This window comes from Streptomyces sp. ME19-01-6 (assembly GCF_033793745.1).
Lineage (GTDB): Bacteria > Actinomycetota > Actinomycetes > Streptomycetales > Streptomycetaceae > Streptomyces.
In genome coordinates this window covers 59,408-86,320 of sequence record NZ_JARAXF010000039.1, presented here as the reverse complement: position 1 = coordinate 86,320, position 26,913 = coordinate 59,408, and the positions used below count along the sequence as shown (strand labels likewise).

Genomic DNA, 26,913 nt, shown 5'->3' with positions numbered 1-26,913 from the left:
CACGGCCGGCGGTTCATCCTGACAGGACTGTTACGAGCCCGCAGCGGAGCGCCCCGTGATCCTCCAGATCACGGGGCGCTCGGGCGTGGGCGGCGGCCGCGAGGGGTCAGGCCGAGGAGCCCAGCAGTGGCGTCGGCGTCAGCCGGAGGGTGAGCACCGGCAGCAGGTCCGCGGCGCGGTACGCGCGGTGAGCGGCGATCCCGGGCGGGGCGGGGGTGAGCGGCACCAGCAGGTCGGCGGCGGCGAGGTGGCTCTCTTCGGCGTCGGCGTCCGGGTCGCCGCGCAGCCACAGCGTCAGCATGTACAGCTCCGGGATGGACAGCAGCCGGGGTTGGTACACCGAGGGCAGCGACTCGGCCTGGCGCAGCGCCAGTTCGGCCGAGGACACATACGGGCCTTCGGAGAAGTGTGAGAAGACCCAGCCGTCGGCGGCCAGCATCGCCTCGGCGGAGGCCACCGTGCGCTCACCGTCGCGGATCAGGAACCGCCATCCGGTGAGCCGGGCCCGCGGCGGGCCGTCGGGGGCGGTGATGTCGTCCAGGACGTGGACGGGCAGCGGGAGTTCGAGCTCGAAGGGTCCCTCCAGGGAGCCGAGGAGCGGGGTGCGGACGGCGGTGGGTGAGCCAAGGGCCGTGCGGATGCTGCTTCGAGCAGGCGCTGGAGCCGAGGGGACGTGCAGCGGCATGGTGGGTCGCCTCTCACTTCGGAGACACGGTGGAGCGCTGGCGTGACAGGTGCGGATGGCGCTGTCGGCGTACGCGGGTCAGAGGGCCTGACGCGATGTCAGGACGTTGTCTCTCTGCCTCGGTTACCGAGTTTATACGACAAGTGTTCCCGTCGTGTTTCATGTACCTGTCCCCGGTATTGCGGACAAGCACTTATCCGGCCCGCCCGGACGAGGGGATTTTCGCCGATTCTCTGCCATATGCACGGATATGACCTGGCATTTTAACCAAACCTGGGTAGGCTTGATCTCGCCGGTGTTTTTCATCACGGCAATGCGGCGCTGTGCAGAGCCTATCGGCTGGGCGGTCCGCGTGTGGCGTTATCGATCACATTGGCTGGGCATCATCGAGCGTGATGTACGCGGCCGGGGGCCGCTGATCCACTCGAGGAAGGGACGCTTCGATGGGGGAGAAGGTCGTAGCCGGGGAGTTCGATCCGTCCGGGCGGCAGCGGCAGCGCGTGAGGCTCCGGCAGGGGCTTGAGGCGCTGGCCCGGCTCCTGGCCGAGAAGCGTTTCGACCGCCCGAGGAATCTCATGGGGCTGGAGATCGAGCTGAATCTCGCGGGGTCCGACGGGATGCCGAGGATGATGAACGCCGAGGTTCTGGAGAGAATCGCCAGTCATGATTTCCAGACCGAACTCGGACAGTGCAATCTTGAAGTAAACATCGTGCCCCACCGTTTGCACGGAAGGGTTCTCGACCAGTTGGCGGAAGAGCTCCGGACGGGATTGTCATATGCCGATCGCAAGGCGGGGGAAGTGGACTCCGAGATCGTTATGATCGGAATTCTCCCGACCCTTGCCGCCCGCGACCTGGGCTCCACGAACCTCTCCTACGATGACCGCTACAAACTTCTCAATGAACAGATGCTGGCCGCCCGCGGCGAGGATTTCCTGATCGACGTCGAGGGCGAGGAGCGGTTCCGCTACGCCTCCGGCTCGATCGCCCCCGAGGCCGCCTGCACCTCCGTCCAGCTGCACCTGCAGGTCACCCCGGGCCGGTTCGCGGCCGTGTGGAACGCGGCCCAGGCGGTGGCCGCCGCGCAGATCGCGGTGGGCGCCAATGCCCCCTTCCTGTTCGGCCGGGAGGTGTGGCGCGAGTCCCGTCCGCCGCTGTTCCTGCAGGCCACGGACGTCCGCCCGCCGGAGTTCGCGGCCCAGGGCGTGCGTCCGCGGACCTGGTTCGGCGAGCGCTGGATCAGCGACGCGTACGAACTCTTCGAGGAGAATCTGCGCTTCTTCCCGCCACTGCTGACGACCGCGGGGGACGAGGACCCACTGCGGGTGCTGGACGACGGCGAGGTGCCGCTGCTGAATGAGCTGGTGCTGCACAACGGCACCATCTACCGCTGGAACCGCCCCGTGTACGCGGTCGCCGACGGCGTGCCGCACCTGCGGGTGGAAAACCGTGTACTGCCCGCCGGGCCCACCGTCAGCGATGTCATCGCCAATGCCGCCTTCTACTACGGCCTGGTGCGGGCGCTCGCCGAGGAGCCGCGCCCGGTGTGGAAGCGGCTGCCGTTCGAGACCGCGGCGGCCAACTTCGACACGGCCTGCCGCCACGGCATCGACGCGGTCCTGCGGTGGCCCAAGCCGGGCGGCCGCTCCTCTTCGACCGTGCGCATCCCCGCCGTCCGGCTCGTCCAGGAGGAACTGCTGCCGCTGGCCGCCGCCGGCCTCGACGCCTGGGGCGTCGAGGCCGCCGACCGCGAGCGCTACCTGGGAATCATCGATGAGCGCTGCCGACGGCGGGTCAATGGCGCCTCCTGGCAGGCCACCGTGTACCACCGGGCGCGGGAGAGCGGGCTCGGGCGGGACGCCGCGCTGGCGGCGATGACCCGCCGCTACTGCGAGCTGATGCGCACCGGCGAACCGGTGCACACCTGGCCGACCGCCCTCCCCGGCTGACCGGCCCGGCCGGGGGCGCCCCCAGCTACCGATGGGCGGGGGCGCCTCCGAGCGGTTGGGGAGAGCCGAGCCTCAAAAAAATGAGGCGCCCTTCGGGCGTGTCTCAGCCCGGGTCCTCCGCGCCCGCCCGGCTCGCCGACACGATCGCCTTGAGGATCACGCTGTCGATCTGCGCCGGGTCCTCCACCTGCTGTGCCGAGCCGCCGGTCGCCTCCGCGATGTCCTCGCACGCGGACAGGTCGGCGTCCGGCCCGACGGCGATGGCCATCAGGGGCACCGGGCGGCTCGGGTCGGCGAGCCGTTCCAACTCCTTGACCAGCGCCTTGCGCGAGATGCTGTCCTCGTCCTGGTCGGATCCGTCGGTGAGCAGCACGACGGCGTTGAACTTGCCCTCCGCGTAGCCGTCGCGTGCCTTCCGGTACGCCGCGAGCGCCGTGTCGTACAGCCCGGTCGCCCCGCCCGGCACCGGCTCCAGAGCGCCGAAGGCGGTCGTCAGCCGGTCGCGCTGGGTGGACCCGTCCGAGGTGCGCAGGCCCAGCCTCCGGGTGGGGACCAGCTCCCGGTAGTCCCGGGCGCCGTCGAGCCGCCGGGAGAACTCCCACAGCCCGATCTCGTCCTCCGGTGTGAACTGCGCCAGCGCCCGCAGCAAGGACGCCTTGGTGACGGCCATCCGGGACTCGCCGCGCCGGCCGGGCACCGGGGCCGACATGGAGGCCGAGGCGTCGACGACCGTGTTCAGCCGGGCGCTCTGCACGGTGATCGTCCACATGCCCAGCGCGGTGTCCAGCTCCGCACCCGACGGCCCGGAGGCCGGGACCACCGCGTACGGCTGGGGCGCCTTGCCGCCCGCCGTACGGGTCACCGCCTCGACCGCCTTGCCGCTCGCCGGCCGGAAGCCGTGCCGCGCGAGGATCCGGCGGTTCCCGGAGTCGGAGAGAAAGGTCATGAACCGGGTGGCGGCGCGGGCCCGCACGGTGGTGAGCGCGTCGTCATTCAGCACCGTGTACGGATAGTCGAGCTCGGCGGTGCCGTCCTCGGGATAGAACAGCTGGAGCCGAGGGGAGCCCCCGGCCGCCGCGTTGTGGCGGTAGGCGGCCTGCTCGGACAGGAACAGCGCCTGATTGCGCCGCGGATTCCCCGCCTCCGCGCCCGAGTCGTCGCGCGGCAGCGTGGTCAGCACCTGGTCGTCGCTGTCGGAGACGCGCTGGGACAGGAGTTTCGCGGTGGCGGCGGCCCGCGTGTCGGCTCCGCCGCCCTTTCCCGGCCCGCCGCTCTCCTCGGCTATCGAGGCGTTGACACGGGCGAGGGCCAGCAGCCCGGTGGCGCTGCGCGCCGGGTCCGCGGTCCCGAGCCGCAGGTCCTCGTCTCCGGTCGCGGCCCCGGTCAGCCGGGCCCAGCTGTACTTCTTCTCCGGCCATCCGAGCCGCTTGGCGGCCGACGGGGTCGCCGCCACGGCGACCGGCGAGGATGCGACGCCGCCGAGTGTGTCCAGGGGGACGGACTTGGCGGGGGAGGACGCCGCGCGGTCGACCCACACGCTGGAGTCCGGCAGCCACACCTGGAAACCCGGGTCGCGGCTGTCGTCGCCGAGCGCGTCGGCCACCTCGTAGGGCGCCCGGCTGGTGACCTTCACATCGAGGCAGCGGCCATCGGACCGGACCTGGGCGGACCGGGCGCGCTCGGCGACCTCACGCAGCGCCGGGGCGATGTCCGGGGACGCGGCCACCCCGATGCGCACGGCGTCGTTCGCACAGGACTCCATCGGGGCCAGCAGCTCGCCGCGCAGGGCCAGTGCCGCACCGGTGGCCAGGGCGAGCACGACCGCGGTGGAGATCGCGACGGCCCGGCGGCGGGCGGAGGACCGGGACCCCGTAGGGTCCTGCCGTGGTGAGTGGAGAGGGTCGGCTGAGTCCTCGGGCAGGCTGTGGCGTCCCATGTGCTGCGTCTCCTGTGAAGATGAAGCTGTCAGGAGAGGGGCGCGCCAGCGGGATGGCGCTCTCCCCTGACCGTTGCGCGATCTTCGGAACTCTTTTCGAGACCCTAGCGGCACACGACCACCGATGAGGCGGAACAGCGGAACTGGAGGCAGGGGTGCAGTCACACGCGCGGGACATGGAGCTTTCCCCACCGGAGGGCAGGCTCTCGGAGCGCGTCCTGCGCCATGAGACGCTGCTGGTCCTGGCGCTGTCGCTGGGCGCGAGCGGCGTGTCGGCGCTGATCAGCTTCATCGGCTCGGTGACCGCGCCCGGCGGGCTGAAGGACAAGGCGGCCACGCTCAACGCCTCTCAGGCACCGGGCAGGCCCTGGCTGGATCTGGCCTGGCAGCTCTTCGGCATCTCCACCGCGCTGGTGCCGGTCGCGCTGGTGGCCCATCTGCTGCTACGGGAGGGCGCCGGGCTGCGCGCCATCGGATTCGACCGACGGCGGCCGGCCTTCGACCTGGGCGCGGGCGTCGCGGTGGCGGCCGGGATAGGCGGTACGGGGCTGCTGCTCTACCTCGGCGCGCGGGCGGCCGGGGCCAATCTGACGGTGGTGCCCGAGGCGCTGCCCGACGTGTGGTGGAAGATCCCCGTGCTGATCGCCTCCGCCGTGCAGAACGCCGTGCTGGAGGAGGTGATCGTCGTCGGCTATCTGCTGCGCAGGCTCGGGCAGTTGGGCTGGACGCCGATGGCCGCACTGCTGGCGAGCTCGGTGCTGCGCGGCTCGTACCACCTCTATCAGGGCATCGGCGGGTTCTTCGGCAATATGGCGATGGGCGTGGTCTTCGTGCTGCTCTACCGCCGCTGGGGGCGGGTCGGGCCGCTGGTCGCCGCGCACGCCCTGATCGACATCGTGGCCTTCGTCGGATACGCCCTGCTGGCGGGCCGGGTGGACTGGCTGCCCACGGCCTGACCCGTCCGGGGGCGCCGCCGGGCGGGTTCCGGGCCATGACCACGCGCTCAGGGTCCGATAGCTGAACAGGCACCTAAGCGAGCAGTTCGCCGTCGACGACGGTGACCGCGGCGCCGGTCAACAGGGTGCGGTCGCCGCGCAGCGCCGTACGGACCAGCCCGCCGCGGGCGGACGCCTGCAGCCCGGTCAGGTCTGCGCGGCCCAGCCGCGCGGACCAGAAGGGTGCCAGGGCGGTGTGCGCGCTGCCGGTCACCGGGTCCTCGTCGATGCCGACGGCGGGGGCGAAGACGCGCGAGACGAAGTCGTAGCCGCGGGCCGGGTCCTCGGCGGCCGCGGTCACGATGCAGCCGCGGTGGCCGGTCCGCGCGAGCGCGGCGAGGTCCGGGGACAGCGTGCGCACGGCCGTCTCGTCGGCCACCTCCAGGAGGAGGTCGTCGATGTACGGGCTGGTGTGGTGGGCGGACAGGATCCGGGCGCCGAGCGCGTCGGCGACGCCGGCCACGCCCTGGGACACGTCGAGCGTGGCCAGCTCGGCGGTGGGAAAGTCCAGGGTGATCATGCCGCTGTCCTCGGCCGTCGCCGACAGCACCCCGCTGAGGGTGGTGAAGCGGATCGTGCCTCTCGCGGCTCCCGTGGTGCGCAGCACATGGGCGGTGGCGAGCGTGGCGTGGCCGCACATCGGCGCCTCGGTGGCCGGGGTGAACCAGCGCAGCGCCCAGTCGGCCTCCGCGCCCTCGGGCAGTGGATGCGCGAAGGCGGTCTCGGAGAGGTTGACCTCGGAGGCGATCCGCTGGAGCCGGTCGTCGTCGGGGAACGCGTCGGTGTCCAGGAGGAGGACCCCGGCCGGGTTTCCGGCGAAGGGGCGGTCGGTGAAGGCGTCAACGATTCGGATCCGCATGCGCCGACCGTAGAGGGCCGTCCGGGCCCTGGGCGATGGCCAATTCCCGGAGCGTGGACTGATGACCTGTCTCAACGAAGCCGGGTACCTTCTCAGCTCGTAGCGGCCCTGATGACCCGACACCGATGGATTCCGGGCCTTCCACGCGTGCGGGAACGGGCCCACCACCGCCCACTGCTCGTCGGAGCGTTCGTTCTGCGCGGGCCTCTACGCGTATCCCATGGCTGGGATAACACCGTCAAGCGTTCGTTCGACGAACTCGCGGGTCCCGCGGTCGAATTGGCCATCGCGATTTTCCAGCCTGTGTGACTGGAACGTCGACATGGTCGCGAAGTCGTCGACACCGAGCAGTTCGAACAGGGCGCGGCGCTGCTCGGGCCAGTTGGCTGCGAGATCCTCGGCTCTCACCTCCACATATCGCTTGCCCGTCAGATCGACCGTGGCCTTCCAGGCGAGCCATCGGTCATAGACCGGTTTGAGCCATGCGAGCGCGCCGTCGACCGTGGGCGGTGCCCATGGCTGGTCGACATGTGACGCGACCACCGCGACCGGGTGGCGCTTGATGTGGACGATGGTCGCCTCAGGGACGAGCTCCCAGAGGAAGTCCATGCACAGAAGGTTGAACGGTGTCTTCTCGCACCAGGTCGGCTTTCCCGCGTCGGCAGCTGCTCCGCCGAACATCGTGTCGACTGCGCGACGAAGGATCTTGAGCAGTTCGCGCCGATCGCTGAAGTATTTCGGGACCGCCCGCCGGTAACTCTGAGGCTCGAACGGCCCGGCAGGCCAGTCGCCATGCCCGAACCCTGCCGCAGGCACGGACTCGTCGAACGTGCTCGCGACGAGCTCCGACCACAGCCGTCCCACAGCGTCCCAGTAGTGCCGCTCACCGATGGCCGCGGGAACGGTATAACCCCGGTCTCTGTCGCGCCTGCCGGCCAGTCGCACTGTCAGCATGTCGCTCAGCCTGCGGAGGGCGTCGTCCCCGACGATAGGGTCGTATCGAATCGTGAGTGCATCCGCCAGGTCTCGCAAGCCACCCGGATCGACGATGAACCGGGTCTCGATCGGAATCCTGCGGATCTGCGGGTGTTCGCCGAGAATGTTCGCGAGCTGCGATGTTCCCGAACGACCCGTACCCGCTACGAAGATCGGTGAGGGGGTGGACATGGCGTTCAGTCAAGTCTCGGCACCGCGCCCGCGCAACCGAATATCCGCCGTGCCGACCCGCACATCAAGATGCAGCCGGCTCTTGGCGGCCTTCCCTTCGGGGACGCGCTGGAAGTACAGTCGCGGGCCCACACCTGAGGGATCACTGCAGGCGAACCATGAATCCCGCTGCTCAGGTGGCTGCGAGCGCTTGAAATCGTCCCAAGTGGCGAACCCCTCCGGTGGCGCCGAGCAATGCTCAAGTCCTGTGGATCGGACCCGGGTTGGACGCGAAGGGCGTACCTTCCCGGGTGATCGATTGACTGGAATCGAGTAGGCCGACGTTGGCCCGTCGGCCGGGAAGGTACGCCCATGCTCACGGTAGTCACCGAGGACGGCTCGACGCGAGGCGGGTCCCTGATCGACAAGATCGTCCGGGAGGGCGCCAGGCGGATGCTTGCCGCCGCGCTGGAGGCCGAAGTTGACGCCTACATAGCCGAGTTGGACGACGAGAAGGACGAGCGCGGGCGGCGTCTCGTCGTCCGCAACGGACACCACCAGCCCCGGAACGTGACCACCGCGGCCGGGACGATCGAGGTGAAGGCTCCACGCGTTAACGACAAGCGCATCGACGCGGCGACGGGCGAGCGCAAGCGGTTCTCCTCGGCGATCCTGCCGCCCTGGGCAAGGGAGTCCCCGAAGATCAGCGAGGTGCTGCCGCTTCTCTACCTGCACGGCCTGTCCAGCGGCGACTTCGTGCCCGCGCTCGAGCAGTTCCTCGGCTCCTCCGCCGGCCTTTCTCCGGCCACCGTGACCCGGCTGACCACCCAGTGGCAGGCCGACCACAAGGCGTTCGGCGAGCGCGACCTGTCCGCCACGGACTACGTCTACGTCTGGGCCGACGGCATCCACCTGCGCATACGCCTCGAGGAGGCCAAGGCTGCCGTCCTGGTTGTGATGGGCGTGCGCGCGGACGGCACCAAGGAACTGATCGCCATGGCCGACGGCTACCGGGAATCCGCCGAGTCCTGGGCGAGCCTGCTGCGGGATGCCGCCCGGCGGGGCATGCGCGCTCCCGTCCTCGCTGTCGGCGACGGCGCCCTCGGCTTCTGGAATGCGCTTCACGAGGTCTTCCCCGAAACCCGTCACCAAAGGTGTTGGGACAAGACGGCCAACGTCCTCGACAGCCTGCCCAAGTCGGCCCAGCCCGCGGCGAAGAAGGCCATCCAGGGCATCTACAACGCCGAGGACAAGGAGCACGCGGCCAGCGCGGTCAAAGCGTTTGAAAAGCAGTACCAGGCGAAGTTCCCCAAGGCCGTCAAGAAGATCACAGAGGATGAGGCCGAGCTGCTGGCCTTCTACGACTTCCCCGCCGAGCACTGGATCCATCTACGGACCACGAACCCGATCGAGTCGACCTTCGCGACCGTGCGGCTGCGGACCAAGGTCACCAAGGGCGCCGGCTCCCGGGCCGCCGCACTGGCCATGGTCTTCAAGCTCATCGAGTCCGCCCAGGCCCGGTGGCGGGCCATGAATGCACCCCATCTCGTCGCTCTCGTCCGTGCCGGGCCCGCTTCGAACGCGGCCAACTCGTCGAACGGCCCAAGGCCCTCGCGGCATAACCAAGTCCCACCGCAGACGGCATGAATCTGCCCGAGTGGGGAGTCAGTCGTCCGCCTGTTCCTAAAGGTCCGCTACGAGAAGTCGGTAGCCGACGTCCAATGTTTCGCGGTCGAGCAGGTCAGCATGCCGTTCGTGCCACAGGCCGGAGGACAGGTCGCTGGCCAGCCGGGTCAGGCCCGGGCGGAGGACCTGCTCGCCGGTTTGGGCAAGCATCGAGATGCCTGCTCGCACTTCCGGATCGAGATATGCCTCAGGCCGGCGCCAGAATGCAGCACCGAATCCGTCAGTGCAGTCGTGCGGGATCAGGACCGTCTCGACGCGGGCACCTCCCAGCAGCGCAACCAGCCGATCGACGCGGACGGTCTGTGTGTCGGTGAACGCGGCTACTTCGGGCAGGTACTCGTCCAGCAGCCAGAAGGTGCGGAAGATGGCCTGGTCCCACGTGAAGATGACGACGCGCTGCCGGGCGATCCGAAGGAGTTCCCCGATACCGGCTTCCAGGTTCGTCCAGTGGTGCACAGTCAGGATGGCCATCGCCGCGTCGGCCGAGTCGTCGGCGATGGGGATCGACTCCGCGGATGCCTGCAGGGCCCGCGCAGATCCGGCCGGACGCTGGGCGATCATCACCGCACTGGGTTCAACCGCCAGCACCGATTGCGGTGGTTCGTAGGAGCCGGCACCAGCACCGACGTTGATGACAGTGCCAGCATCGCCGAGCGCCTCGTGGATCTTGACAGCGATCCGGTGGTCGGGTCGTCGCGTGTGATTGTAGGTCGCACCGATGCGGTCATACGTCGCCACGACGGCCAGTATGCCTCGTCACTCGCCACCTACCGTTGCTGATGAGCCATCCACAAGTGTTGACAATTTCTCGGTGCGTCGGTACGACGTACCCCAACACCTCGCACCAGAAACGAGCGAGGATCACCGGTCCAACCGCGGTGGCAATCGGCCCGGATGAGACGCCAGGGAGGACAGCGAGCGCGTGAAACAGCCCAGTACGAACGGTGAGGCGATCGCCAAGCTCCCCTTCCAGGCCCGGCCAATCGCTGGTGAAGGCCGCTATCCGTTCATCGCCCGCCTCGCCCATGCCAACTGCCTCCCGCCCCCCCCTACCTGCGGCGGTTCCTCGCGGGACCGCCTGGATATCGCAACGCGTCCTGGGAACGGCTCGCGGCCGTCACCGGCTGTGACGCCGGACAGCTGCGGAAGATTCTCGACACCACGAAGTGCAAGGAGTGCGGCTCCGTCTTTCTGCTCGACCGCACGTTCGGCAACCTGCCCCGCCCGATGCCGAGCCTGTCCATCCCTCAAACGCGAGGTCACAGAGCCCTGCGGGCAGTGGCCTACATCGAACGTCAGCTCCGCAACAAGGACACCACCGAGCAACACGAACCCCGCACCTGCACCGCCTGCGAGTACGCCTGCCAGCAGCCACCCCGGTCTCCGAGCGCACCTGCTCGGAGAAATGCAGGCGACAGATCTCCCGCTGGGACTGGATGATCGAGCGGAACGGACTTCCCCTGCCCTCACGGACATGCGCGTTCTGCGGAACCCCGATAGGCGTGAAATCCCCGTCCGATCCCCATCGCAGATGGTGCAGTCGCCGATGCCGCACACAGGCATCCCGCCAGGCATCCCGCGGCCATGACCCAGCCACCTTCTTCAACCCGCTGATCTGCGAACAATGCCAGAGGCCGTTCGAACGCCACGCGAACCACGCAAGTGCTACCGGCTATCCCGCGGCTGGCTCGAGAAGCCCACATCGAGCAAGCAGCCGAAGGCACCACATCACCGGCTGCCCGCACCGCAACCACACGCGATCGATGAACGCCCATCGCTTCAGGGCACACTGCCAGAGCAACCGTCAAGGCTTGTGGATGGGAGCACCGACCCAGCGGTGATATGCGTCCATGTCGACGTTGCTGCCGCACACGATGGTGGCTACGTGCCGGTCGGCGAAGCGGTCACGGTCTTCGAGGATCGCCGCGACGCCGAGCGCGGCCGACGGCTCGACGACGAGGCCAGCCTGGTCGAGGAGCATCCGCATACCGGCGATGATCGACGCCTCCCGGACAAGGACGGCGTCGTCGGCGACCAGAAGAAGGTCGTCCAGGACGGCCGGGATGGGATACCGACCGGCGACGCCGTCAGCGATGGTGTCGGTCGAGTCGGTGGTGACGACGCGCCGTTGGCGCCACGAGCGTGTCAGCGCCGGTGCGCCCAACGGCTGGACGCAGATCACCTCGACATCGGGCGCCAAGGTCTTCATCACATGACCCACGCCGGTGGCCAGCGCCCCGCCGCCGAGAGCGATCAGGACGGCGTCGAAGGACGGCGCGGTGTCCACCAGTTCCAGGCCGATGGTCGCCGCGCCCTCGCAGGTCTCGATGTCCAGGCTGTCCTCAACCAGCCGAATGCCGTCGTGCCGCGCGATGGCCGCGGCCCGCTCGCGCGCCAGCTCGTGGTCGCCGTCCACCAGTTCCAGCCTGGCATCCAGTGCGCGGATGCGATCGAGCTTGGCCCGAGTCGCGAAGCGGGATGCCACGACGGTGACGTCGAGTCCCCGGCCGCGACCGGACCAGGCCAGGGCCTGGCCGAGGTTGCCCGCGCTCGCGCACACCACGGCTCGCGAGCCGTCATTGGCGAGCTGGCTCGCGACCACCTCGGTGCCGCGGCCCTTGAAGCTGCGGACCGGGTTCGCCGTTTCGAGCTTGACGCTGACCGCGCAACCGAGGTGGGGCTCCAGCGCCTCACAGCGGTACAGCGGAGTGTCGAGAAACATCGGGTCGATTACCCGGCGAGCCGCTCGGATCCGAGTGGAGTTGAGGCGCGTCTTCTGCACGACACAGCAGCCTAGCGCCGCTGGCTGACACTCCACGAGAAATTGTCGAAGCCTGCCGGACACGCCTTCGGCCCATCTTCAGTGTCACAAACAGCGAAGTGGCCCGTCTTCGCCGACACAGACTTCGATCGCCCCAGCTGCAGTGACAACCGACCCAAGATCGCTGTCACGCGTCAGCTGTTCACCGAGGCCCCGGGGTGTTGCTCTGCGATCGGTTCCGATATATCGTTGAGACATCGCGACAGATCAACGATGGAAGGAACGTCATATGCGTCACCATGGACATGAACACTGCGGGCCCGGCCATCGCGGCCGTGGCGACTTCGAGGGGCGGCGCGCGGCCTTCGGCCCGTTCGGCCCGCCCTTCGGCGGCCCCCCGTTCGGTGGCCGCGGCCGGGGCGGACCGCGTGGCCGCGCGCGCCGCGGCGATGTGCGCGCCTCGATCCTGGCGCTGCTGCGGGATCGCCCGATGCACGGCTACGAGATGATCCAGGAGATCGCCGAGCGCAGCTCCGGCGCCTGGCGGCCGAGCCCCGGCTCCGTCTATCCCACGCTGCAGCTGCTCGAGGACGAGGGGCTGATCAGCAGCGAGAGCGAGGGCGGGAAGAAGTTGTTCGCCCTCACCGACGAGGGTCGCGCCGAGGCCGAGGCCGGATCGCGGGCCCCGTGGGAGGAGTTCGGGCGCGGCGTCGACTGGGAGTCGATGCAGGAGATCCGGCAGGCGGGCTTCGGGCTGATGGAGGCGTTCGCGCAGGTCTGGAAGACCGGCACCGCCGAGCAGCGGCAGAAGGCCGTCGCGGTCATCAACGACTCCCGCAAGCGGCTGTATCTGATCCTCGCCGAGCAGGACGAGTCGGCCGAACAGGACGGGGAGGACTGAGGGAGGAGAAAGCGCCTCAGGTGACCAGGCCGTCGAGCTTGCGCAGCGACTCGTTGAGGGCGGCCGTCGCCGAGTCCTTGAGCTTCCCGGCCATCAGTGAGACCGCGGGTCCGGTGAACTCGCCGTCGACGCGGACCGTCGTGGCCTCGCCTTCCGGCGCCAGTGAGTAGCGCATGACCAGGTTCACCCCCATGGGGCCCTTGCCCCGGGTGGCGAGCACCCGGACGGGCTCGCTGGCCTCGATGGTCCAGATCACCTCCGCCGGAAAGCCCATCAGTTTCATGTTCTCCTGATACGTCGCGCCCACCTCGAGCGTGGCGGGGCCGCCCTCCGGGAAGCCGGTGTGGGTGACGTTCCACTGGCCCCACGAGGTGAAGTCCGTCAGCTGGGCCCACACCTTTTCGGCCGGTGCCTCGATACGCGCCTGGGCGCTGACCTCGGCCATGAGACCACCCCTTCCGCGGAATTCCGCGACGCTTGGCTCGCTCGGATCGCTTCGACCTAGTGGATCGCTCGGGTCGGGCGCTGTGGCTCGGGAGCCTCAGCGGTGTCGCGCAACGTAGTCCCGGCGTCTCGAACATTCAATACTGATGAACCGTCAGCTCTCGGGCTCCTCCGTGAGGAGGAGATTCGGCCATCAATGCCCAACTATCGTGGGAGACCCACATGCTCCCCGGCGGGGATGCTCCGGACTCCGGGGACTGATGGGGTGAGAGCGTGCGAAAAAGTACCTCCAGCGCTGGTGACGAGGGCCGCCTTGGTGAGGAGCTGGACGCCGTGGTCGCGGGGGCGCGCAGACGGGCCTTCCGCGACGGCGACCGGCAGATCGACACGGCCCATCTGCTGCACACCCTGCTGGAGTCGGATCCCCGGGCGCGGGCCGCGTTCGTGGGTGGCCCGCCCCAGGTCGCGCGACTGCTCGGCTATCTGGCGCAGCGCTCCATCGGCTACGGGGTCCAGTGGAGCGGCTCGGTGGAGGACTCCGGCGCGCGGCACCAGGTGAGCCTCCGGGACGTCCAGAGCATCCAGGCTGCCCAGGGCGGCGCCATGTCCGGCTGGTCGCCCGCCGCCGTGGCGGCCATGGGTGCCGCGGCCGTGCGAGCCCGGGCCCGCGGTGTATCCCATGCCGACGGACCCGACCTCCTCGCCGCCCTCGCCGGCGACCCGGAGTGCCGGGCCGTGGAGGTGCTGCGGCAGGCGGGCGTCGACGCGGAACTGCTGGTCGCGGCCCTGGACGGTGAGTTGCGCCAGCAGTCAACGGCATGACGGTCCTGTCGCGAGCTGACATGATGATCCGATGCATGGCACTCAGGGGCAGGGTCCGGGGCGGACGAGAAACACGGGGCTGGGGCTTGCGCTCACCTCGGCACTCGCGTTCGGCGGGTCGGGAGTGGCCGCCAAACCGCTGATCGAGGCGGGTCTCGAACCGCTCCATGTGACCTGGCTACGGGTGACCGGCGCCGCCTTGGTCATGCTCCCGGTCGCCTGGAACCACCGCGCTCTGCCCGCCCGCCGCCCCGCCCTGCTGGCGGGGTTCGGCCTGCTGGCCGTCGCCGGGGTGCAGGCGTTCTACTTCGGCGCGCTGTCGCGTATCCCGGTCGGTGTCGCGCTCCTCGTCGAATATCTGGCCCCCGCCCTGGTCCTCGGCTGGGTGCGGTTCGTCCAGCGGCGGCCGGTGAGCGGTGCCGCGGCGGTGGGGGTCGTTCTCGCGGTCGGCGGACTGGCCTGCGTGGTCGAGGTGTGGTCGGGGCTGAGCTTCGACGCAGTGGGGCTGTTGCTCGCCCTGGCCGCCGCCTGCTGCCAGGTCGGCTACTTCGTCCTGTCCGACCACGGCAGCGACGGCGAGGACGCCGCGGACCCGCTGGGCGTCATCGCACACGGGCTGCTCGTCGGCACCGTGGCGCTGACCGTCGTGGCGCACCCCTGGGATCTGGACTGGACGGTGCTGGCCGGCCGGGCCGACCTGGCCGGCGCGCGGGTGCCCGCCGTGCTGCTGCTCGGGTGGATCGTCCTGGTCGCGACGGTGGTCGCCTACCTCACCGGGGTCCTCTCGGTGCGCCGGCTGTCGCCTCAGGTGGCCGGGGTGGTCGCCTGTCTGGAGGCGGTGGTGGCGACCGTGCTGGCCTGGGTGCTGCTGGACGAGCACCTGTCGCTGCCGCAGATCGTCGGCGGCGCGGTGGTGCTGGCCGGGGCGTTCATCGCACAGACCTCGGCGCCGAAGGCGGCCCTGGCGGAGCCGGTGGCGGGAGCGGCGGCCGGGTCGGCGGCCGGGGCGCGACAGCTCTCCGCGGCCGAAGCGGCCGAAGCGGCCGACGGCACCGACCGGGCGGCCGACGGCACCGACCGGGCGGCCGGCTCGCCGACCGCCCGCTGACCGGCTGGGTGTCGTCCGGCGCGGGCGGATCGGCTTCGCCTGAAGCAGGCCGGACCGGTCGGCGTGGCCGGCTTCCTCAGAGGCGGGTGAGGTAGGCGGGCACCGGCGTGCGGGCCGTCAGGTCGTCGGCGGGCACCGGCGTGCCGTAGGTCCGCGCCACCGGCAGCACCCCGCTCCAGTAGGGGAGCGCCAGGTCCTCGGGGTCGTCGTTCGGGCCGCCGGTGCGGACCTTCGCGGACAGCTCGGTGAGGTCCAGGCGGAGTACGGCGGTGGCGGCCAGCTCCTTGGCGTTGGCCGGCCGGGAGTCGGCGGCCCGGCCGGGCACGACGTGGTCGACCAGGGCGTCGAGGGCCGTGGCGCGCTCGGCCTCGTCGGTCACCTGGCGGGCGGCGCCGTGCACCACCACCGAGCGGTAGTTGATGGAGTGGTGGAACGCGGAGCGGGCCAGGACCAGCCCGTCGACATGGGTGACGGTCAGGCACACCGGCATCCCCGGGTCGTCCGCGCCGCCCGCCATCCTCAGCGGGCGGGAGCCGGTCGAGCCGTGCACATACAGCCGCTCGCCCACCCGCGCGTACAGCGTCGGCAGAACAACGGGGGTGCGGGTGCCGTCGGGTACGAAGCCGAGATGGCAGACGTAACCCTCGTCAAGTATCGAGTGCACCAGCTCCCGGTCGTACGAGGCGCGCTCGCGGGACCGGGTGGGCACCGTCCGGTCGGTCGGCTGGTAGGCGTCCGGGGTGGTGCTCGCGGCGGTCATTTGACGACTCCTTTGAACTAGTGCAAAATTTGTTTTGTGCTAGGAGAGTATCGGATCGAAGGGCGCGGCGCAGCCGGGATTGCCGCGAGCGTCGAGCGTGCGGTGGGCGCCGGTGACCTGGCCCCCGGTCAACTGCTGCCGCCCATGCGGGAGTTGGCGGCCCGGCTGGGCGTCAATCCCAATACCGTCGCCGCCGCCTACCGCTCGCTGCGGGACCGGGGTGTGATCGAGACCGCGGGCCGCAAGGGGAGCCGGGTGCGCCCGCGCCCCGCCACCACCTCCCGCGAGCTGGTCCGCGTCGAGGCCCCCGAGGGCGTGCGCGACCTCGGGGACGGCAACCCGGACCCCGTCCTGCTGCCGCCGCTCGGCGAGGCGCTCGCCGCGGCCGCCGCGCGCAACGCCGAACGCCCGGCGCTGTACGGCGCGCCCGCGGTCTCCCCGGAGCTCGCCCGGGCGGCCCGCGCCGCCCTCGACGCGGACGGGGTGCCGGGCGGCCCGGTCGCCGTCACCTCCGGCTCTCTGGACGCGATCGAGCGTGTGCTCGCCGCCCATCTGAAGCCCGGCGACGCGGTCGCGGTCGAGGACCCGGGCTGGGGCAGCGTGCTCGACCTGGTCCCGGCGCTGGGGTTGCGCACCGTCCCCGTCGCGGTCGACGACGACGGGCCGCTGCCGGAGCGGGTCGAGGACGCGTTGCGCAAGGGGGCACGGGCGCTGATCGTCACCTGCCGGGCGCAGAACCCGACCGGGGCGGCGGTGAGCGCTGTGCGCGCCCGCGAGCTGCGCGCGGCCCTGGACCGTCACCCGCGAACGCTGCTGATCGAGGACGACCACGGGCACGGCATCGTGGATCTGCCGCTTCACCCGCTGGCGGGCGGGACGGAGCACTGGGCGCTGGTCCGCTCCGCCGCCAAGGCGTACGGCCCCGATCTGCGGGTCGCCGTGCTGACCGGCGACGTGGTCACCGTGGACCGGGTGCGCGGCCGGCAGCGGCTGGGCCCCGGCTGGGTCAGCCATCTGCTGCAGGACGCGCTGGCGCAGCTGTTGCGTACCGGCGCGGTGGACATCGCGGCGGTCGCCGCCTCGTACGGTCGGCGGCGCGACGCGCTGGTGCGGGCCCTGCGTGAGCGCGGGATCGCCGCCCACGGCCGCAGCGGGATGAATGTGTGGGTGCCGGTCCCCGACGAGACCGGCGCCGTCGCCCGGCTGCTGCAGTCCGGCTGGGCGGTCGCGCCCGGGGCCCGGTTCAGGATCGCCTCGCCGCAGGGGGTACGGCTGACCGTGTCGCTGCTGGGCGCGGACGACATCGGTCCCCTCGCGGACGCGCTCGCGTCGGCGACGGGACCGGCCCCGGCGGGGCGCTATGGCTGAGGCGACCGGGCGGCGCCAGGGGGAAGGCCGCTCAGGCCCGAGGGGCCTTGGCGCGGGGCCGCGTCTGGGTGAGCGCCGCGCCCGCGAGCACGATGAGCGCGCCGACCGGAGTGTTCCAGGTGAGGTGCTCGCCGAGGATCGCCACGCCCGCCGCGGTCGCGATGACCGGCACGAAGTACGTCACCATCATGGCGGTGGTCGGGCCGACCTCCTCGACCAGGCCGTACTGCACCAGGAAGGCGAAGCCGGTGCCGAGCGCGCCCAGCGCGACCACCGACAGCAGCGGCAGCACCGGGAAGGAGCCGGGGGCCGGGGCGAACAGCGGGGCCACGACCGCCAGCTGAGCCGTGCCCATCAGCAGCTGGGCACCGGACATCGCCAGGTGGGAGTGGCCGGAGCCGCTCAGTGTGCGCCGGACGTACTGCCAGCCGATCGCGTAGCTGAGCGAGGCGGCCAGCGCCATCGCGGTGCCCGCCGGGTCCTGGCCGGAGAAGCCCTGCCAGACGCCGAGCACGACCAACACGCCGGCGAAGCCGATGCCCAGGCCCGCGACGCGCTGCCGGGTCGGCCGGTCGTCGGAGGCCGCCGCGACGGCGAGCACCATGCCCCACAGGGGTGAGGTCGCGTTGCAGATGCCGGCCAGGGTGGAGGGGATGGTCAGCTCGGCGTACGCGAACAGCGAGAACGGCAGGGCGTTGAGGAAGAAGGCCGTCACGGCCAGATGGCCCCAGATCCGGGCGCCCCGCGGCAGCCGCTCCCGCTTCGCCACCAGGACCGCGACCAGGACGGTGGTGCCGAACAGCATGCGCCCCAGCGTGACGTACAGCGGCGCGAACGCCTCGGTGCCGACCTTGATGAACAGAAAGCTGAAGCCCCAGATCAGGGCGAGGGCGCCGAACCGGATCCGCCAGTCCAGGAGCGGGCGGCGGGCGGGGGCGGCCGTGGCGGCGGGGCGTGAGGCGGTCGCTGTGCTCATGACGCTACCTTGCCGCCTGTCAACCTCTTAGGACAAGCGAGATTTCGTACGCACCATCGCGTAGCATCTCTTACATGTTGAACCTGGAACGCCTCCGTACGCTGTACGCCGTGTCCCGCCACGGCTCCGTGAGTGGCGCCGCCGAAGGGCTGCACGTCACGACCTCGGCCGTCTCCCAGCAGCTGGCCAAACTGGAGCGCGAGACCGGGCAGCAGCTGCTCGCCAAGAACGGCCGCGGCGTGCGGCTCACCGACGCCGGGCGGCTGCTCGCCGACCACGCGGCCCGCATCCTCTCCCAGGTCGAGCTCGCCCAGGCCGACCTCGAGGCGCAGCGCGGCCAGGCGGTCGGCGAGCTGCTCATGGGCGCCTTCCCCACCGCCGTGCGCGGCATCTTCCCCGCCGCGCTGGCCAAGCTGCGCGTCGACCACCCCCAGCTGCGCCCCCGGCTGCAGGAGATGGAGCCCGATGAGTCGGTGCCCGCGGTGGTCCGCGGCGATATCGACCTCGCGGTCGTCCTGGACTGGTACAACAAGCCGCTGCCGATGCCCGACGGGCTGGTCAAGGCGGCGCTGCTGGACGACCCGGTGGATGTGGCGATGCCCGCCGACCACCGCCTGGCCGACCGGGCCGCGGTGGACCCTGAGGAGTTCGCGGACGACGAGTGGATCTCCTGGCCCCAGGGTGGATTCTGCTTCGACTGGCTGATGATCACCCTGCGCGGCAAGGGTCTCGAACCGCGGATCTGCCACACCGCGCGGGAGCACCACACCCAGCTCGCGCTGATCGCCGCCGGGCTCGGTGTCGCCGTGGTGCCCCGGCTGGGCCGTGGCGTAGTGCCCGAGGGGGTGCGGGTGGTGCCGGTGCGCCAGCACACCATGCGGCGCCATGTCTACGCGATCTGGCGCGCGGACGCCGACCGCAGGCCCTCGATCCGGGCTGCGGTCGACGTCCTGCGGGAGGTGGGGGAGCGGTTCGGCGGTTGAGTCGCGGCGCCATGGTGCGCATTGGTCTGATCGAATGATTCGTCCCATAAATGCCCGGATTTGAGTGGAAACATCCTCAAGATAAGAAGACGTTTCCGGGAGATTGCCCGGCTCAAGTCCAAAGGGAGTACTGAATGCGTCCTCAAAGCAGGGCCGCATCGTCGCGAGCGCGGTGTTTGGCGTTCGGCGGCATCACCTCACTGGCCGCCGTCTCGCTGGTAGGCGTACTGGGCGTCCTACCCGCCGAGGCACGAGGCCCCGGAGCCACAGCGCAGTCGGCTTCGGCCGTCGTGTCCGCTGACCGGGCCTCCTCCTTGGGTGACCCTGAACCTGTCCCTGACCCCGACTCCATCCCCGGCCCCGGCCGGCCCGGTCGGCCCGGTAAGCCCGGTGACGTGAGGCCCCCGATGCCCCCGGGCGTTGAAAACGGGTGCTTCGAAATCGACACCGTTCGTCAGGAAGCCGCCGGCGGCGGGGCCTTCTACGCAGCCGTCAGTTTCGGAATTCCCTACGTCGGGGACGAGACCTCTCCCGGCGGGGCGATCGACTGGGACGACCTCTCCGATGAGGGGGGAGCGGTACCCGTGGGCGCCTGCGGTGTATCCATTGACGTCGGCCCCGGCGGCGACGGCAGTGACATTTTCATCGACGTCATCACCACGTCGGGGACCGTGCACGGCATCACCTGCAGCCGCATGGGGTCGGTGATCACCTCCTGCGGCACCTGGGTTCTGCGCGCGACACCGATGCCCGGGGACACGCTGGGGCCGTAAGTCGTGCTCCTGCTCTCGAGACCGGTGACGCGGGGCAGTCGGCAAATCCGGCTGTCCCGCGTCGTGTCGCCATGGTCCTAGGGGAGCTTGCGGAAGTCCCAGGAGCTGATCGTGTCAGGCGTCAGGCGCAGCCACGCGTGGCGGCCGTCGTGCGGCATGGCGGACAGCCCGAAGTACTTGGCCGCGAACAGCCGCTCGGGCGTGTCGAGCTCGGGGCACGGCTCGCCGGTGCGCGGCGCCTCGCCGACGATCGCCACCCGGCCGGCCAGCTCGACGCCGCGCAGCTCGCCGTACTCATGCCCGTCGTCGACCACCACGGCGACCCGCGGGTCCCGCAGCAGCTGCGCCCAGCGGCGGCTGCGGGTGAGGGAGTACAGCCACAGCGAACCGCCGTCCCAGCCGAACCACAGCGGGCTGATGTGCGGCCGCCCCTCCGCCGAGACCGTCGCCATCCGGCAGGTGCGCTGCTCGGCGAGGTAGGAGTCCAGCTCTGCCTCGGTCATCATGACGCGGCGGCCCCGCCGCTGGGTAATGGCCATCGGTCCCGGCACCTCCCGGTGACTGTGTGTGTGCGGCACAGGATGGATCCTCTTCCTTCCATTCGCAATGGCGACTAGCCTCGCGCGGCCGGACCGGCCCACCGCCCGCAGGAGGCCCACCATGCCCTCGTACGCCCGCGAAACCCTGTCCGAGCTGCTGACCCCCGCGATCTGCGCGCTGCTCACCGTGGAGTGCCAGCGCGGCGTGGTCGGCCCGCACGGCGCCCTGCCCGAACTGGCGGCCGCCGCCCGTGACTCGGGCGTGCTCGACACGGTCGCGCGCCTGGTCTCGGCGGCGCACGACACGCCCGTACCGGTCCTGCACGCGGTGGCCGAGCGGCGCGCCGACGGGCGTGGCGCGAGCCGGAACGCGCGGCTGTTCCGGGCCGCCGAGCGGCTGCCGGTCCAGCAGCTGACCGGCAGCCAGGCGGTACGGATCGCCGAGCCGATCCCGGTCGCGCCCGAGGACCTGATCGTGCGGCGGCTGCACGGCCTCTCGCCGATCGCCGGGACGGACGTGGACGCGCTGCTGCGCAATCTGGGCTGCCGCACCCTCGTCATCACCGGCGTGTCGGCCAATGTGGCGATACCCAACGCGGTCTTCGACGCGGTCAACCTCGGCTACACGGCCGTGGTCCCCGCCGACGCCATCGCCGGGGTGCCCGTTGACTACACCCCGGCGGTGATCCGCAACACCCTCGCCCTCGTCGCCACGGTCACCACGGCCGCGGAGATCATCGCCTGCTGGCGCCGGTCCCGACCGCGGTGAGACCGACGGCCGTCAGGCGATCGAGATCGTGTCGCCCTGCACCTTGATCTTGGCGCTGGGCAGCGGCTTGGTCGACGGACCGGCCTTCACGCTGCCGTCGGTGATGTCGAACTTGCTCCCGTGGAACGGACAGTTGATCGTGCCGCCCGAGACGTCCCCGACCGGATTGTTCGCGTGCGGGCACACCGACGAGAACGCCTTGAACTCGCCCGCCTTGGGCTGGGTCACCACGATCTTCTGGTCCTTGAACACCTTCCCGCCGCCCTCGGGGATGTCGGCGGTCTTCGCCAGCTCCGCGCCGCCGCCCCCGCCGGTCGAGTCGCCGGCTCCGCCGCTCTTCGACGGCTCCGACGAGCTCGAGTCGCCGTCGCTGCCGCACGCCGCGAGTGCGGCGGCGAGCCCGGCCGCTCCGCACGCGGTGACAAAGGCGCGGCGGGTGGTGGTGGATCGCCCGGTGGTTGCCGGTTCCGCCATGGTGGTGCCTCCCGGTGAGGGTGCGTTTTTGTACGTTTCCCAAGACCATACGTGCGCGGCGACGCGAGCGTTCAGCCGCCACGAAAAGCGGTTGCCCCGCTCAATAGGCTGGGCGGATGCTCCCTGAAGTCACCGCCACCCGGTATGTCACACCACTGCGTGAAGGCGGATCGCTGCCCGGCATCGTCGAGGCCGACGACCTCGGCACCTACGTCATGAAGTTCACCGGCGCCGGGCAGGGCCGCAAGACCCTGGTCGCCGAGGTCATCTGCGGACAGCTGGGCCGCCGCCTCGGGCTGCGCGTCCCGGACCTGGTGCGGATCCAGCTGGACCCGGTGATCGGCCTGGCCGAGCCGGACGAGGAGGTCCAGGACCTGCTCAAGGCCAGCGGCGGGCTCAACCTCGGGATGGACTACCTCCCCGGCTCGCTGGGCTTCGACCCGCTGGCCTTCGCGGTGGGCCCCGCCGAGGCCGGGCACGTGGTGTGGTTCGACGCGCTCATCGGCAACGTCGACAGGTCCTGGCGCAACCCGAACATGCTGGTCTGGCACGGCCGGCTGTGGCTCATCGACCACGGCGCCACGATGATCTGGCACCACAGCTGGCGCGGCGCCGACGCGGTGGCCGCCAAGCCGTACGACGCCTCCGACCACGTCCTGGCACCCTTCGACCCCGACCTCGCGGCGGCCGCCGAGGCCCTGGCGCCGCGGATCACCGAGGAACTGCTGACCGAGATCGCGGCCGACGTCCCCGACGAGTGGCTGATCGACGAGCCCGGCTTCGACGGTCCGGACGCGGTGCGCCGCCGCTATGTCGAACTGCTGCTGGAGCGCGCCGCTACGATCAGTGACCGGATCACTCTCGGCGACCAGCGGCCGCCGCATGGGGACAAGCCGTCCCGGGCTCCGAAGTGGCTGCGGATCTGGGTCGAGGGAAAGGCGTCGGAGTGAGCGGGCGGGCAGACGGCCGCGAGGTCTTCGAGTACGCGCTGCTGCGCGTGGTCCCGAGGGTCGAGCGCGGCGAGCAGATCAACGCGGGTGTCGTGGTGTACTGCCGGGCCCAGTCCTTCGTGGCGGCCCGCACCCACCTGGACGAGGCCCGGCTGCTCGCGCTGGATCCCGACGCGGACGTGGCGGGCGTACGGGCGGCGCTCGCGGCCGTGGAGAACGTGTGTCACGGCGGGGAGCGGGCCGGGCAGGCCGCCGGCGACGACGCGGGGCGCCGCTTCCGCTGGCTGGTCGCCCCCCGCTCCACAGTCGTCCAGCCGGGCCCGGTGCACACCGGCCTGACCCGTGACGCCGAAGCGGAAACCGAGCGTCTGCTGGAGCTGCTGGTGCGCTGAACCCCTCTTTTGCGCTCGGCTCGCCTCCGGGCGCTCAGACCCGGTGCCGACAGTCGTCGGCTTCGGTCGCTCGTGCCCCGCTCCTTGTGCCTCCTCCTTTTCGACACCGGCGCGCCCTTGGCTCGCTCGCTTGGCGAGCGGAGGGCATGCGGCAGCCCGGTCGTTGACATGGCGTAGTGGGCCTTCTAGCGTCTCGTACGCTGAAGCGACTAAGCGGTCGCTCACCGCCTTCGTCGTCCGGGCGGTGGGCCCCACCGAGGCGAGGAGAACCCGCATGTCCACCACCGAGCAGCGCGTCGCCATCGTGACGGGCGCCGCCCGCGGCATCGGCGCGGCCACCGCCGTGCGCCTGGCGCAGGAGGGCCGCGCCGTCGCCGTGCTCGACCTCGACGAGGCGTCCTGTGCGGACACCGTCAAGAAGATCACCGAGGCGGGCGGCACCGCCATCGCCGTGGGCTGCGACGTGTCCGACGCGGCCCAGGTGGAGACCGCGGTCGGGCGGGTCGCCGAAGAGCTCGGCGCGCCGGTGATCCTCGTCAACAACGCGGGCGTGCTCCGCGACAACCTGCTCTTCAAGATGAGCGACAGCGACTGGGACACCGTCATCGGCGTCCATCTGCGGGGCGCGTTCCTGATGTCGCGCGCCTGCCAGAAGTACATGGTGGACGCGGAGTACGGCCGGATCGTCAACCTCTCCAGCAGCTCGGCCCTCGGCAACCGCGGGCAGCTCAACTACTCCGCCGCCAAGGCCGGCCTGCAGGGCTTCACCAAGACCCTGGCCATCGAGCTCGGCAAGTTCGGCGTCACCGCCAACGCCGTGGCGCCCGGCTTCATCGCCACCGATATGACCGCCGCCACGGCCGAGCGCGTCGGCATGGGGTTCGAGGATTTCCAGGAGGCCGCCGCGAGCCAGATCCCGGTGCGCCGGGTCGGAGAGCCGGACGACATCGCGAACGCCATCGCCTTCTTCACCGGTGACGCGGCCGGGTTCGTCTCCGGCCAGGTCCTGTACGTGGCCGGCGGCCCGCTCAACTGACGGGAGACACCGACCACATGACTGCGGAAACTTCGGACAGCGGCCGCGCCGCGCTCGTCACGGGCGCCAGCCGCGGCATCGGATACGGCATCGCCGAGGCGCTGGTGGCGCGCGGCGACCGGGTGTGCATCACCGGGCGCAACGAGGACGCCCTCAAGGAGGCTGTCGAGCGGCTCGGCTCCGACCGGGTGATCGGCGTGGCCGGCAAGGCCCACGACGAGGCGCACCAGGCGGTGGCCGTCGAGCGGGCGATGGAGGCGTTCGGGCGGCTGGACTTCCTCATCAACAACGCCGGCACCAACCCGGTCTTCGGGCCGATCGCCGACCTCGACCTGGGTGTGCTGCGCAAGGTCTTCGAGACCAATGTCGTCTCGGCGCTCGGCCTCGCCCAGCAGGTCTGGAAGGCGTGGCAGAAGGAGAACGGCGGGGCCGTCGTCAACATCGCCTCGGTCGCCGGCCTTTCCACCTCGCCCTTCATAGCGGCGTACGGCGTGAGCAAGGCCGCCATGATCAACCTCACCGCGCAGCTCGCCCACGAGTTCGCGCCCGGAGTGCGGGTCAACGCCATCGCCCCGGCCGTGGTGAAAACCAAGTTCGCCGCCGCGCTGTACGAGGGGCGCGAGGAGGAGGCCGCCGCGGCCTACCCGCTGGGGCGGCTCGGCGTGCCCGAGGACATCGGCGGCGCGGCCGCCTTCCTCACCTCCGACCAGGCGGCCTGGATCACCGGCCAGACGCTCGTGGTCGACGGCGGCATCTTCCTCAACGCCGGGGTCGGCTGAGGGCTTGCGTTCGCGCGCACTCCAACGTGCACCATCTCAGGTGTTGGATCCGGCCGGGTCCGGCACCTGAGACTTCTGTGTGAGGAGAGGTGCGTACGATGCGCTATCTGACCCTGGCGGGCGGCACCGGGCCCGAGGTGAGCGCCCTGTGCCTGGGCATTCTCCCGTTCGGCAGCACCGTCGACGAGGAGACGTCCTTCGCCGTCCTCGACCGCTTCGCCGAGGCGGGCGGGACCTTCGTCGACACCGCCAACAACTACTCGATCTGGGCGCCGGGCGGCACCGGGAACGAGAGCGAGGAACTGCTCGGCCGCTGGATGCGCGGCCGCGGCCGGCGGGAGAGCACCGTGGTCGCCACCAAGGTCGGCGCCCGGCCCGACCCGGCGCGGGGCGGCGAGTGGCCCGCCAACTGGGAGGGGCTTGGCGCCGGCACCGTGCGCTCCGGCATCGAGGGCAGCCTGAGGCGGCTGGGCACCGACCGCGTCGACCTGTACTACGCGCACATCGAGGACCGTACGGTGCCGATGGAGGAGACCGCCGGCGCGTTCGCCGAACTCGTCGCGGAGGGCAGTGTCGGCGTCCTCGGCTGCAGCAACCACGCCTCCTGGGCGGTGGCGGCCACCCGGCAGTACGCCGCCGACCGCGGCCTGGCCCGCTACAGCTGCGTCCAGCAGCGCTACACCTACCTCCAGCCGCGGCCCGGGGCCGGCTTCGGAACCCAGGGCTACGCGGGCGTCGACCTCGTCGAGTACATCGGCACCCAGGAGGACATGACGCTGCTGGCGTACGGTTCGCTGATCCACGGCGCGTACACCCGCGACGACAAGCATGTCCTGGAGCAGTACGACCACCCGGGCACCGAGCGGCGGCTGAGCGCGCTGCGCGAGGTGGCGAAGGAGACCGGCGCGACGGCGAACCAGGTGGTGCTCGCCTGGCTCATGGGGGCGGCGAAGCCGGTGATCCCGGTGCTCGGGGTGAGCTCCGTGGCCCAGCTGGAGGAGGCGCTGGGCGCCGTCGATCTGGACCTCGCCCCCGAGCTGCGGGCGAAGCTGGATGCCGCTTGAGCCGTTGTCGGTGGTCGCCGGTAGGTTCTGGGGCACGTCAAGAGATCGAACACCGGAGGTTGTTGACGTGACCGACATGCTGCCCGAGTCCTGGCGCGGCGTCCTCGGCGAGGAGCTGGACAAGCCCTACTTCAAGGAGCTCACCGAGTTCGTCGAGGAGGAGCGGGCCAAGGGTCCCGTCTACCCGCCGCGTGAGGAGGTCTTCGCCGCCCTGGAGGCCACCCCGTACGACCAGGTGAAGGTGTTGATCCTCGGGCAGGACCCGTACCACGGCGAGGGCCAGGGGCACGGGCTGTGCTTCTCCGTGCGCCCCGGCGTCAAGACCCCGCCGTCGCTGCGGAACATCTACAAGGAAATGAAGGAGGAGCTCGGCCACCCGATCCCGGACAACGGCTATCTGATGCCGTGGGCCCGGCAGGGCGTGCTGCTGCTCAACGCGGTGCTGACGGTCCGGGGCGGCGAGGCCAACTCCCACAAGAGCAAGGGGTGGGAGAAGTTCACCGACGCGGTGATCCGCTCCGTGGCCTCCCGCCCCGATCCGGCCGTCTTCGTGCTGTGGGGGAACTACGCGCAGAAGAAGCTGCCGCTGATCGACGAGGAGCGGCACGCCGTGGTCAAGGGTGCCCACCCCTCGCCGCTGTCGGCGAAGAAGTTCTTCGGCTCCCGCCCCTTCACCCAGATCGACGAGGCGGTCAAGGCCCAGGGGCACACGCCCATCGACTGGCGGATCCCGAACCTGGACGCCCAGGCCGGGTGAC

The 26,913-nt window shown here is 70.8% G+C and carries 26 protein-coding genes and 2 pseudogenes; 16 read left to right on the top strand and 12 right to left on the bottom strand.

The features are described from left to right. Positions 1–106 precede the first annotated feature (106 nt). On the bottom strand, positions 107–685 hold the full coding sequence (locus PV419_RS45890; RefSeq protein WP_319699340.1) for a hypothetical protein: 579 nt from the start codon (positions 683–685) through the stop codon (positions 107–109). A gap of 443 nt (positions 686–1,128) precedes the next feature. Here PV419_RS45890 and PV419_RS45885 point away from each other — a divergent pair, with 443 nt between their 5' ends. Further along, positions 1,129–2,634, top strand: a complete 1,506-nt coding sequence (locus tag PV419_RS45885; RefSeq protein WP_319699338.1) for a glutamate--cysteine ligase — start codon at positions 1,129–1,131, stop codon at positions 2,632–2,634. Between the two features lie 103 nt (positions 2,635–2,737). Here PV419_RS45885 and PV419_RS45880 read toward each other — a convergent pair whose 3' ends face one another. Beyond that, positions 2,738–4,570 carry a substrate-binding and VWA domain-containing protein gene (locus PV419_RS45880; protein WP_319699336.1) on the bottom strand — a complete coding sequence of 611 codons (1,833 nt, stop codon included), beginning with the start codon at positions 4,568–4,570 and terminating at the stop codon, positions 2,738–2,740. A 176-nt stretch (positions 4,571–4,746) separates the two neighbouring features. On the opposite strand from PV419_RS45880, the gene PV419_RS45875 reads away from it, so the two are divergent. Beyond that, positions 4,747–5,526: a CPBP family intramembrane glutamic endopeptidase gene (locus tag PV419_RS45875; protein WP_319699334.1), complete on the top strand. Its 780-nt coding sequence runs from the start codon at positions 4,747–4,749 to the stop codon at positions 5,524–5,526. A 73-nt stretch (positions 5,527–5,599) separates the two neighbouring features. Here the strand turns inward: PV419_RS45875 and PV419_RS45870 are convergent, their stop codons facing one another. From PV419_RS45870 to PV419_RS45860, 3 genes and pseudogenes are all read right to left on the bottom strand, one after another. Then, entirely contained in the window at positions 5,600–6,424 is an 825-nt protein-coding gene (locus tag PV419_RS45870) for a PhzF family phenazine biosynthesis protein (protein ID WP_319699332.1), read from the bottom strand. A gap of 207 nt (positions 6,425–6,631) precedes the next feature. Beyond that, positions 6,632–7,591 carry a sulfotransferase gene (locus PV419_RS45865; protein ID WP_319699330.1) on the bottom strand — a complete coding sequence of 320 codons (960 nt, stop codon included), beginning with the start codon at positions 7,589–7,591 and terminating at the stop codon, positions 6,632–6,634. A gap of 48 nt (positions 7,592–7,639) precedes the next feature. Then, positions 7,640–7,816: pseudogene (locus tag PV419_RS45860) on the bottom strand (VOC family protein); the annotation flags it as partial. A gap of 126 nt (positions 7,817–7,942) precedes the next feature. Between PV419_RS45860 and PV419_RS45855 the strand changes: the two are divergent. Further along, positions 7,943–9,192: pseudogene (locus tag PV419_RS45855) on the top strand (IS256 family transposase). A gap of 61 nt (positions 9,193–9,253) precedes the next feature. Here the strand turns inward: PV419_RS45855 and PV419_RS45850 are convergent. Both PV419_RS45850 and PV419_RS45845 read right to left on the bottom strand, forming a co-directional pair. Beyond that, positions 9,254–9,994: a methyltransferase domain-containing protein gene (locus PV419_RS45850; RefSeq protein WP_319699328.1), complete on the bottom strand. Its 741-nt coding sequence runs from the start codon at positions 9,992–9,994 to the stop codon at positions 9,254–9,256. Between the two features lie 1,066 nt (positions 9,995–11,060). Beyond that, a complete protein-coding gene (locus PV419_RS45845; protein ID WP_319699371.1) occupies positions 11,061–12,038 on the bottom strand; it encodes a threonine/serine dehydratase in 978 nt (325 codons plus the stop codon). A gap of 268 nt (positions 12,039–12,306) precedes the next feature. On the opposite strand from PV419_RS45845, the gene PV419_RS45840 reads away from it, so the two are divergent. After that, positions 12,307–12,918 carry a PadR family transcriptional regulator gene (locus PV419_RS45840; protein WP_319699326.1) on the top strand — a complete coding sequence of 204 codons (612 nt, stop codon included), beginning with the start codon at positions 12,307–12,309 and terminating at the stop codon, positions 12,916–12,918. Between the two features lie 16 nt (positions 12,919–12,934). On the opposite strand, the gene PV419_RS45835 is transcribed toward PV419_RS45840, so the two are convergent. Next, on the bottom strand, positions 12,935–13,363 hold the full coding sequence (locus PV419_RS45835; protein ID WP_319699324.1) for an SRPBCC family protein: 429 nt from the start codon (positions 13,361–13,363) through the stop codon (positions 12,935–12,937). Between the two features lie 272 nt (positions 13,364–13,635). Between PV419_RS45835 and PV419_RS45830 the strand changes: the two genes are divergently transcribed. Both PV419_RS45830 and PV419_RS45825 read left to right on the top strand, forming a co-directional pair. Further along, on the top strand, positions 13,636–14,184 hold the full coding sequence (locus PV419_RS45830) for a Clp protease N-terminal domain-containing protein (protein ID WP_319699323.1): 549 nt from the start codon (positions 13,636–13,638) through the stop codon (positions 14,182–14,184). Positions 14,185–14,215: 31 nt separating this feature from the next. Next, positions 14,216–15,292, top strand: a complete 1,077-nt coding sequence (locus PV419_RS45825) for an EamA family transporter (RefSeq protein ID WP_319699321.1) — start codon at positions 14,216–14,218, stop codon at positions 15,290–15,292. A 76-nt stretch (positions 15,293–15,368) separates the two neighbouring features. On the opposite strand, the gene PV419_RS45820 is transcribed toward PV419_RS45825, so the two are convergent. Then, the gene (locus PV419_RS45820) at positions 15,369–16,052 is read right to left on the bottom strand and encodes a pyridoxamine 5'-phosphate oxidase family protein (protein ID WP_319699319.1); all 684 of its coding nucleotides are present in this window, start codon (positions 16,050–16,052) and stop codon (positions 15,369–15,371) included. A 36-nt stretch (positions 16,053–16,088) separates the two neighbouring features. On the opposite strand from PV419_RS45820, the gene PV419_RS45815 reads away from it, so the two are divergent. Continuing rightward, a complete protein-coding gene (locus PV419_RS45815) occupies positions 16,089–17,420 on the top strand; it encodes an aminotransferase class I/II-fold pyridoxal phosphate-dependent enzyme (protein ID WP_319699318.1) in 1,332 nt (443 codons plus the stop codon). Positions 17,421–17,451: 31 nt separating this feature from the next. Here the strand turns inward: PV419_RS45815 and PV419_RS45810 are convergent, their stop codons facing one another. Beyond that, a complete protein-coding gene (locus tag PV419_RS45810; RefSeq protein WP_319699316.1) occupies positions 17,452–18,396 on the bottom strand; it encodes a DMT family transporter in 945 nt (314 codons plus the stop codon). Positions 18,397–18,470: 74 nt separating this feature from the next. On the opposite strand from PV419_RS45810, the gene PV419_RS45805 reads away from it, so the two are divergent. Further along, the gene (locus PV419_RS45805; RefSeq protein WP_319699314.1) at positions 18,471–19,379 is read left to right on the top strand and encodes a LysR family transcriptional regulator; all 909 of its coding nucleotides are present in this window, start codon (positions 18,471–18,473) and stop codon (positions 19,377–19,379) included. A gap of 407 nt (positions 19,380–19,786) precedes the next feature. Continuing rightward, positions 19,787–20,152: a hypothetical protein gene (locus tag PV419_RS45800; RefSeq protein ID WP_319699312.1), complete on the top strand. Its 366-nt coding sequence runs from the start codon at positions 19,787–19,789 to the stop codon at positions 20,150–20,152. A 77-nt stretch (positions 20,153–20,229) separates the two neighbouring features. Here the strand turns inward: PV419_RS45800 and PV419_RS45795 are convergent, their stop codons facing one another. Further along, positions 20,230–20,691, bottom strand: a complete 462-nt coding sequence (locus tag PV419_RS45795) for a pyridoxamine 5'-phosphate oxidase family protein (RefSeq protein ID WP_319699310.1) — start codon at positions 20,689–20,691, stop codon at positions 20,230–20,232. Between the two features lie 121 nt (positions 20,692–20,812). Between PV419_RS45795 and PV419_RS45790 the strand changes: the two genes are divergently transcribed. Then, entirely contained in the window at positions 20,813–21,460 is a 648-nt protein-coding gene (locus tag PV419_RS45790) for an isochorismatase family protein (protein WP_319699308.1), read from the top strand. A gap of 12 nt (positions 21,461–21,472) precedes the next feature. Here PV419_RS45790 and PV419_RS45785 read toward each other — a convergent pair whose 3' ends face one another. Then, positions 21,473–21,934 (bottom strand): Rieske (2Fe-2S) protein, encoded by a 462-nt coding sequence (locus PV419_RS45785; RefSeq protein WP_319699306.1) that lies wholly within the window; start codon positions 21,932–21,934, stop codon positions 21,473–21,475. Between the two features lie 116 nt (positions 21,935–22,050). Here PV419_RS45785 and PV419_RS45780 point away from each other — a divergent pair, with 116 nt between their 5' ends. The 6 genes from PV419_RS45780 (at position 22,051) to ung (ending at position 26,912) form a co-directional block, all read left to right on the top strand. Further along, the gene (locus tag PV419_RS45780) at positions 22,051–22,884 is read left to right on the top strand and encodes a HipA family kinase (RefSeq protein ID WP_319699304.1); all 834 of its coding nucleotides are present in this window, start codon (positions 22,051–22,053) and stop codon (positions 22,882–22,884) included. Beyond that, a complete protein-coding gene (locus tag PV419_RS45775) occupies positions 22,881–23,276 on the top strand; it encodes a DUF3037 domain-containing protein (protein WP_319699303.1) in 396 nt (131 codons plus the stop codon). Before PV419_RS45780 ends, PV419_RS45775 begins: the two co-directional genes overlap by 4 nt. 274 nt (positions 23,277–23,550) lie before the next feature. Then, positions 23,551–24,312: a 3-oxoacyl-ACP reductase FabG gene (fabG, locus tag PV419_RS45770; RefSeq protein ID WP_319699302.1), complete on the top strand. Its 762-nt coding sequence runs from the start codon at positions 23,551–23,553 to the stop codon at positions 24,310–24,312. A gap of 17 nt (positions 24,313–24,329) precedes the next feature. Beyond that, on the top strand, positions 24,330–25,091 hold the full coding sequence (locus PV419_RS45765; protein ID WP_319699300.1) for an SDR family oxidoreductase: 762 nt from the start codon (positions 24,330–24,332) through the stop codon (positions 25,089–25,091). A gap of 98 nt (positions 25,092–25,189) precedes the next feature. Further along, complete coding sequence (locus PV419_RS45760) at positions 25,190–26,155, top strand: aldo/keto reductase (RefSeq protein WP_319699298.1); 966 nt, start codon at positions 25,190–25,192, stop codon at positions 26,153–26,155. A gap of 76 nt (positions 26,156–26,231) precedes the next feature. Beyond that, positions 26,232–26,912 (top strand): uracil-DNA glycosylase, encoded by a 681-nt coding sequence (gene ung / locus PV419_RS45755; RefSeq protein ID WP_319699369.1) that lies wholly within the window; start codon positions 26,232–26,234, stop codon positions 26,910–26,912. Position 26,913 lies beyond the last annotated feature (1 nt).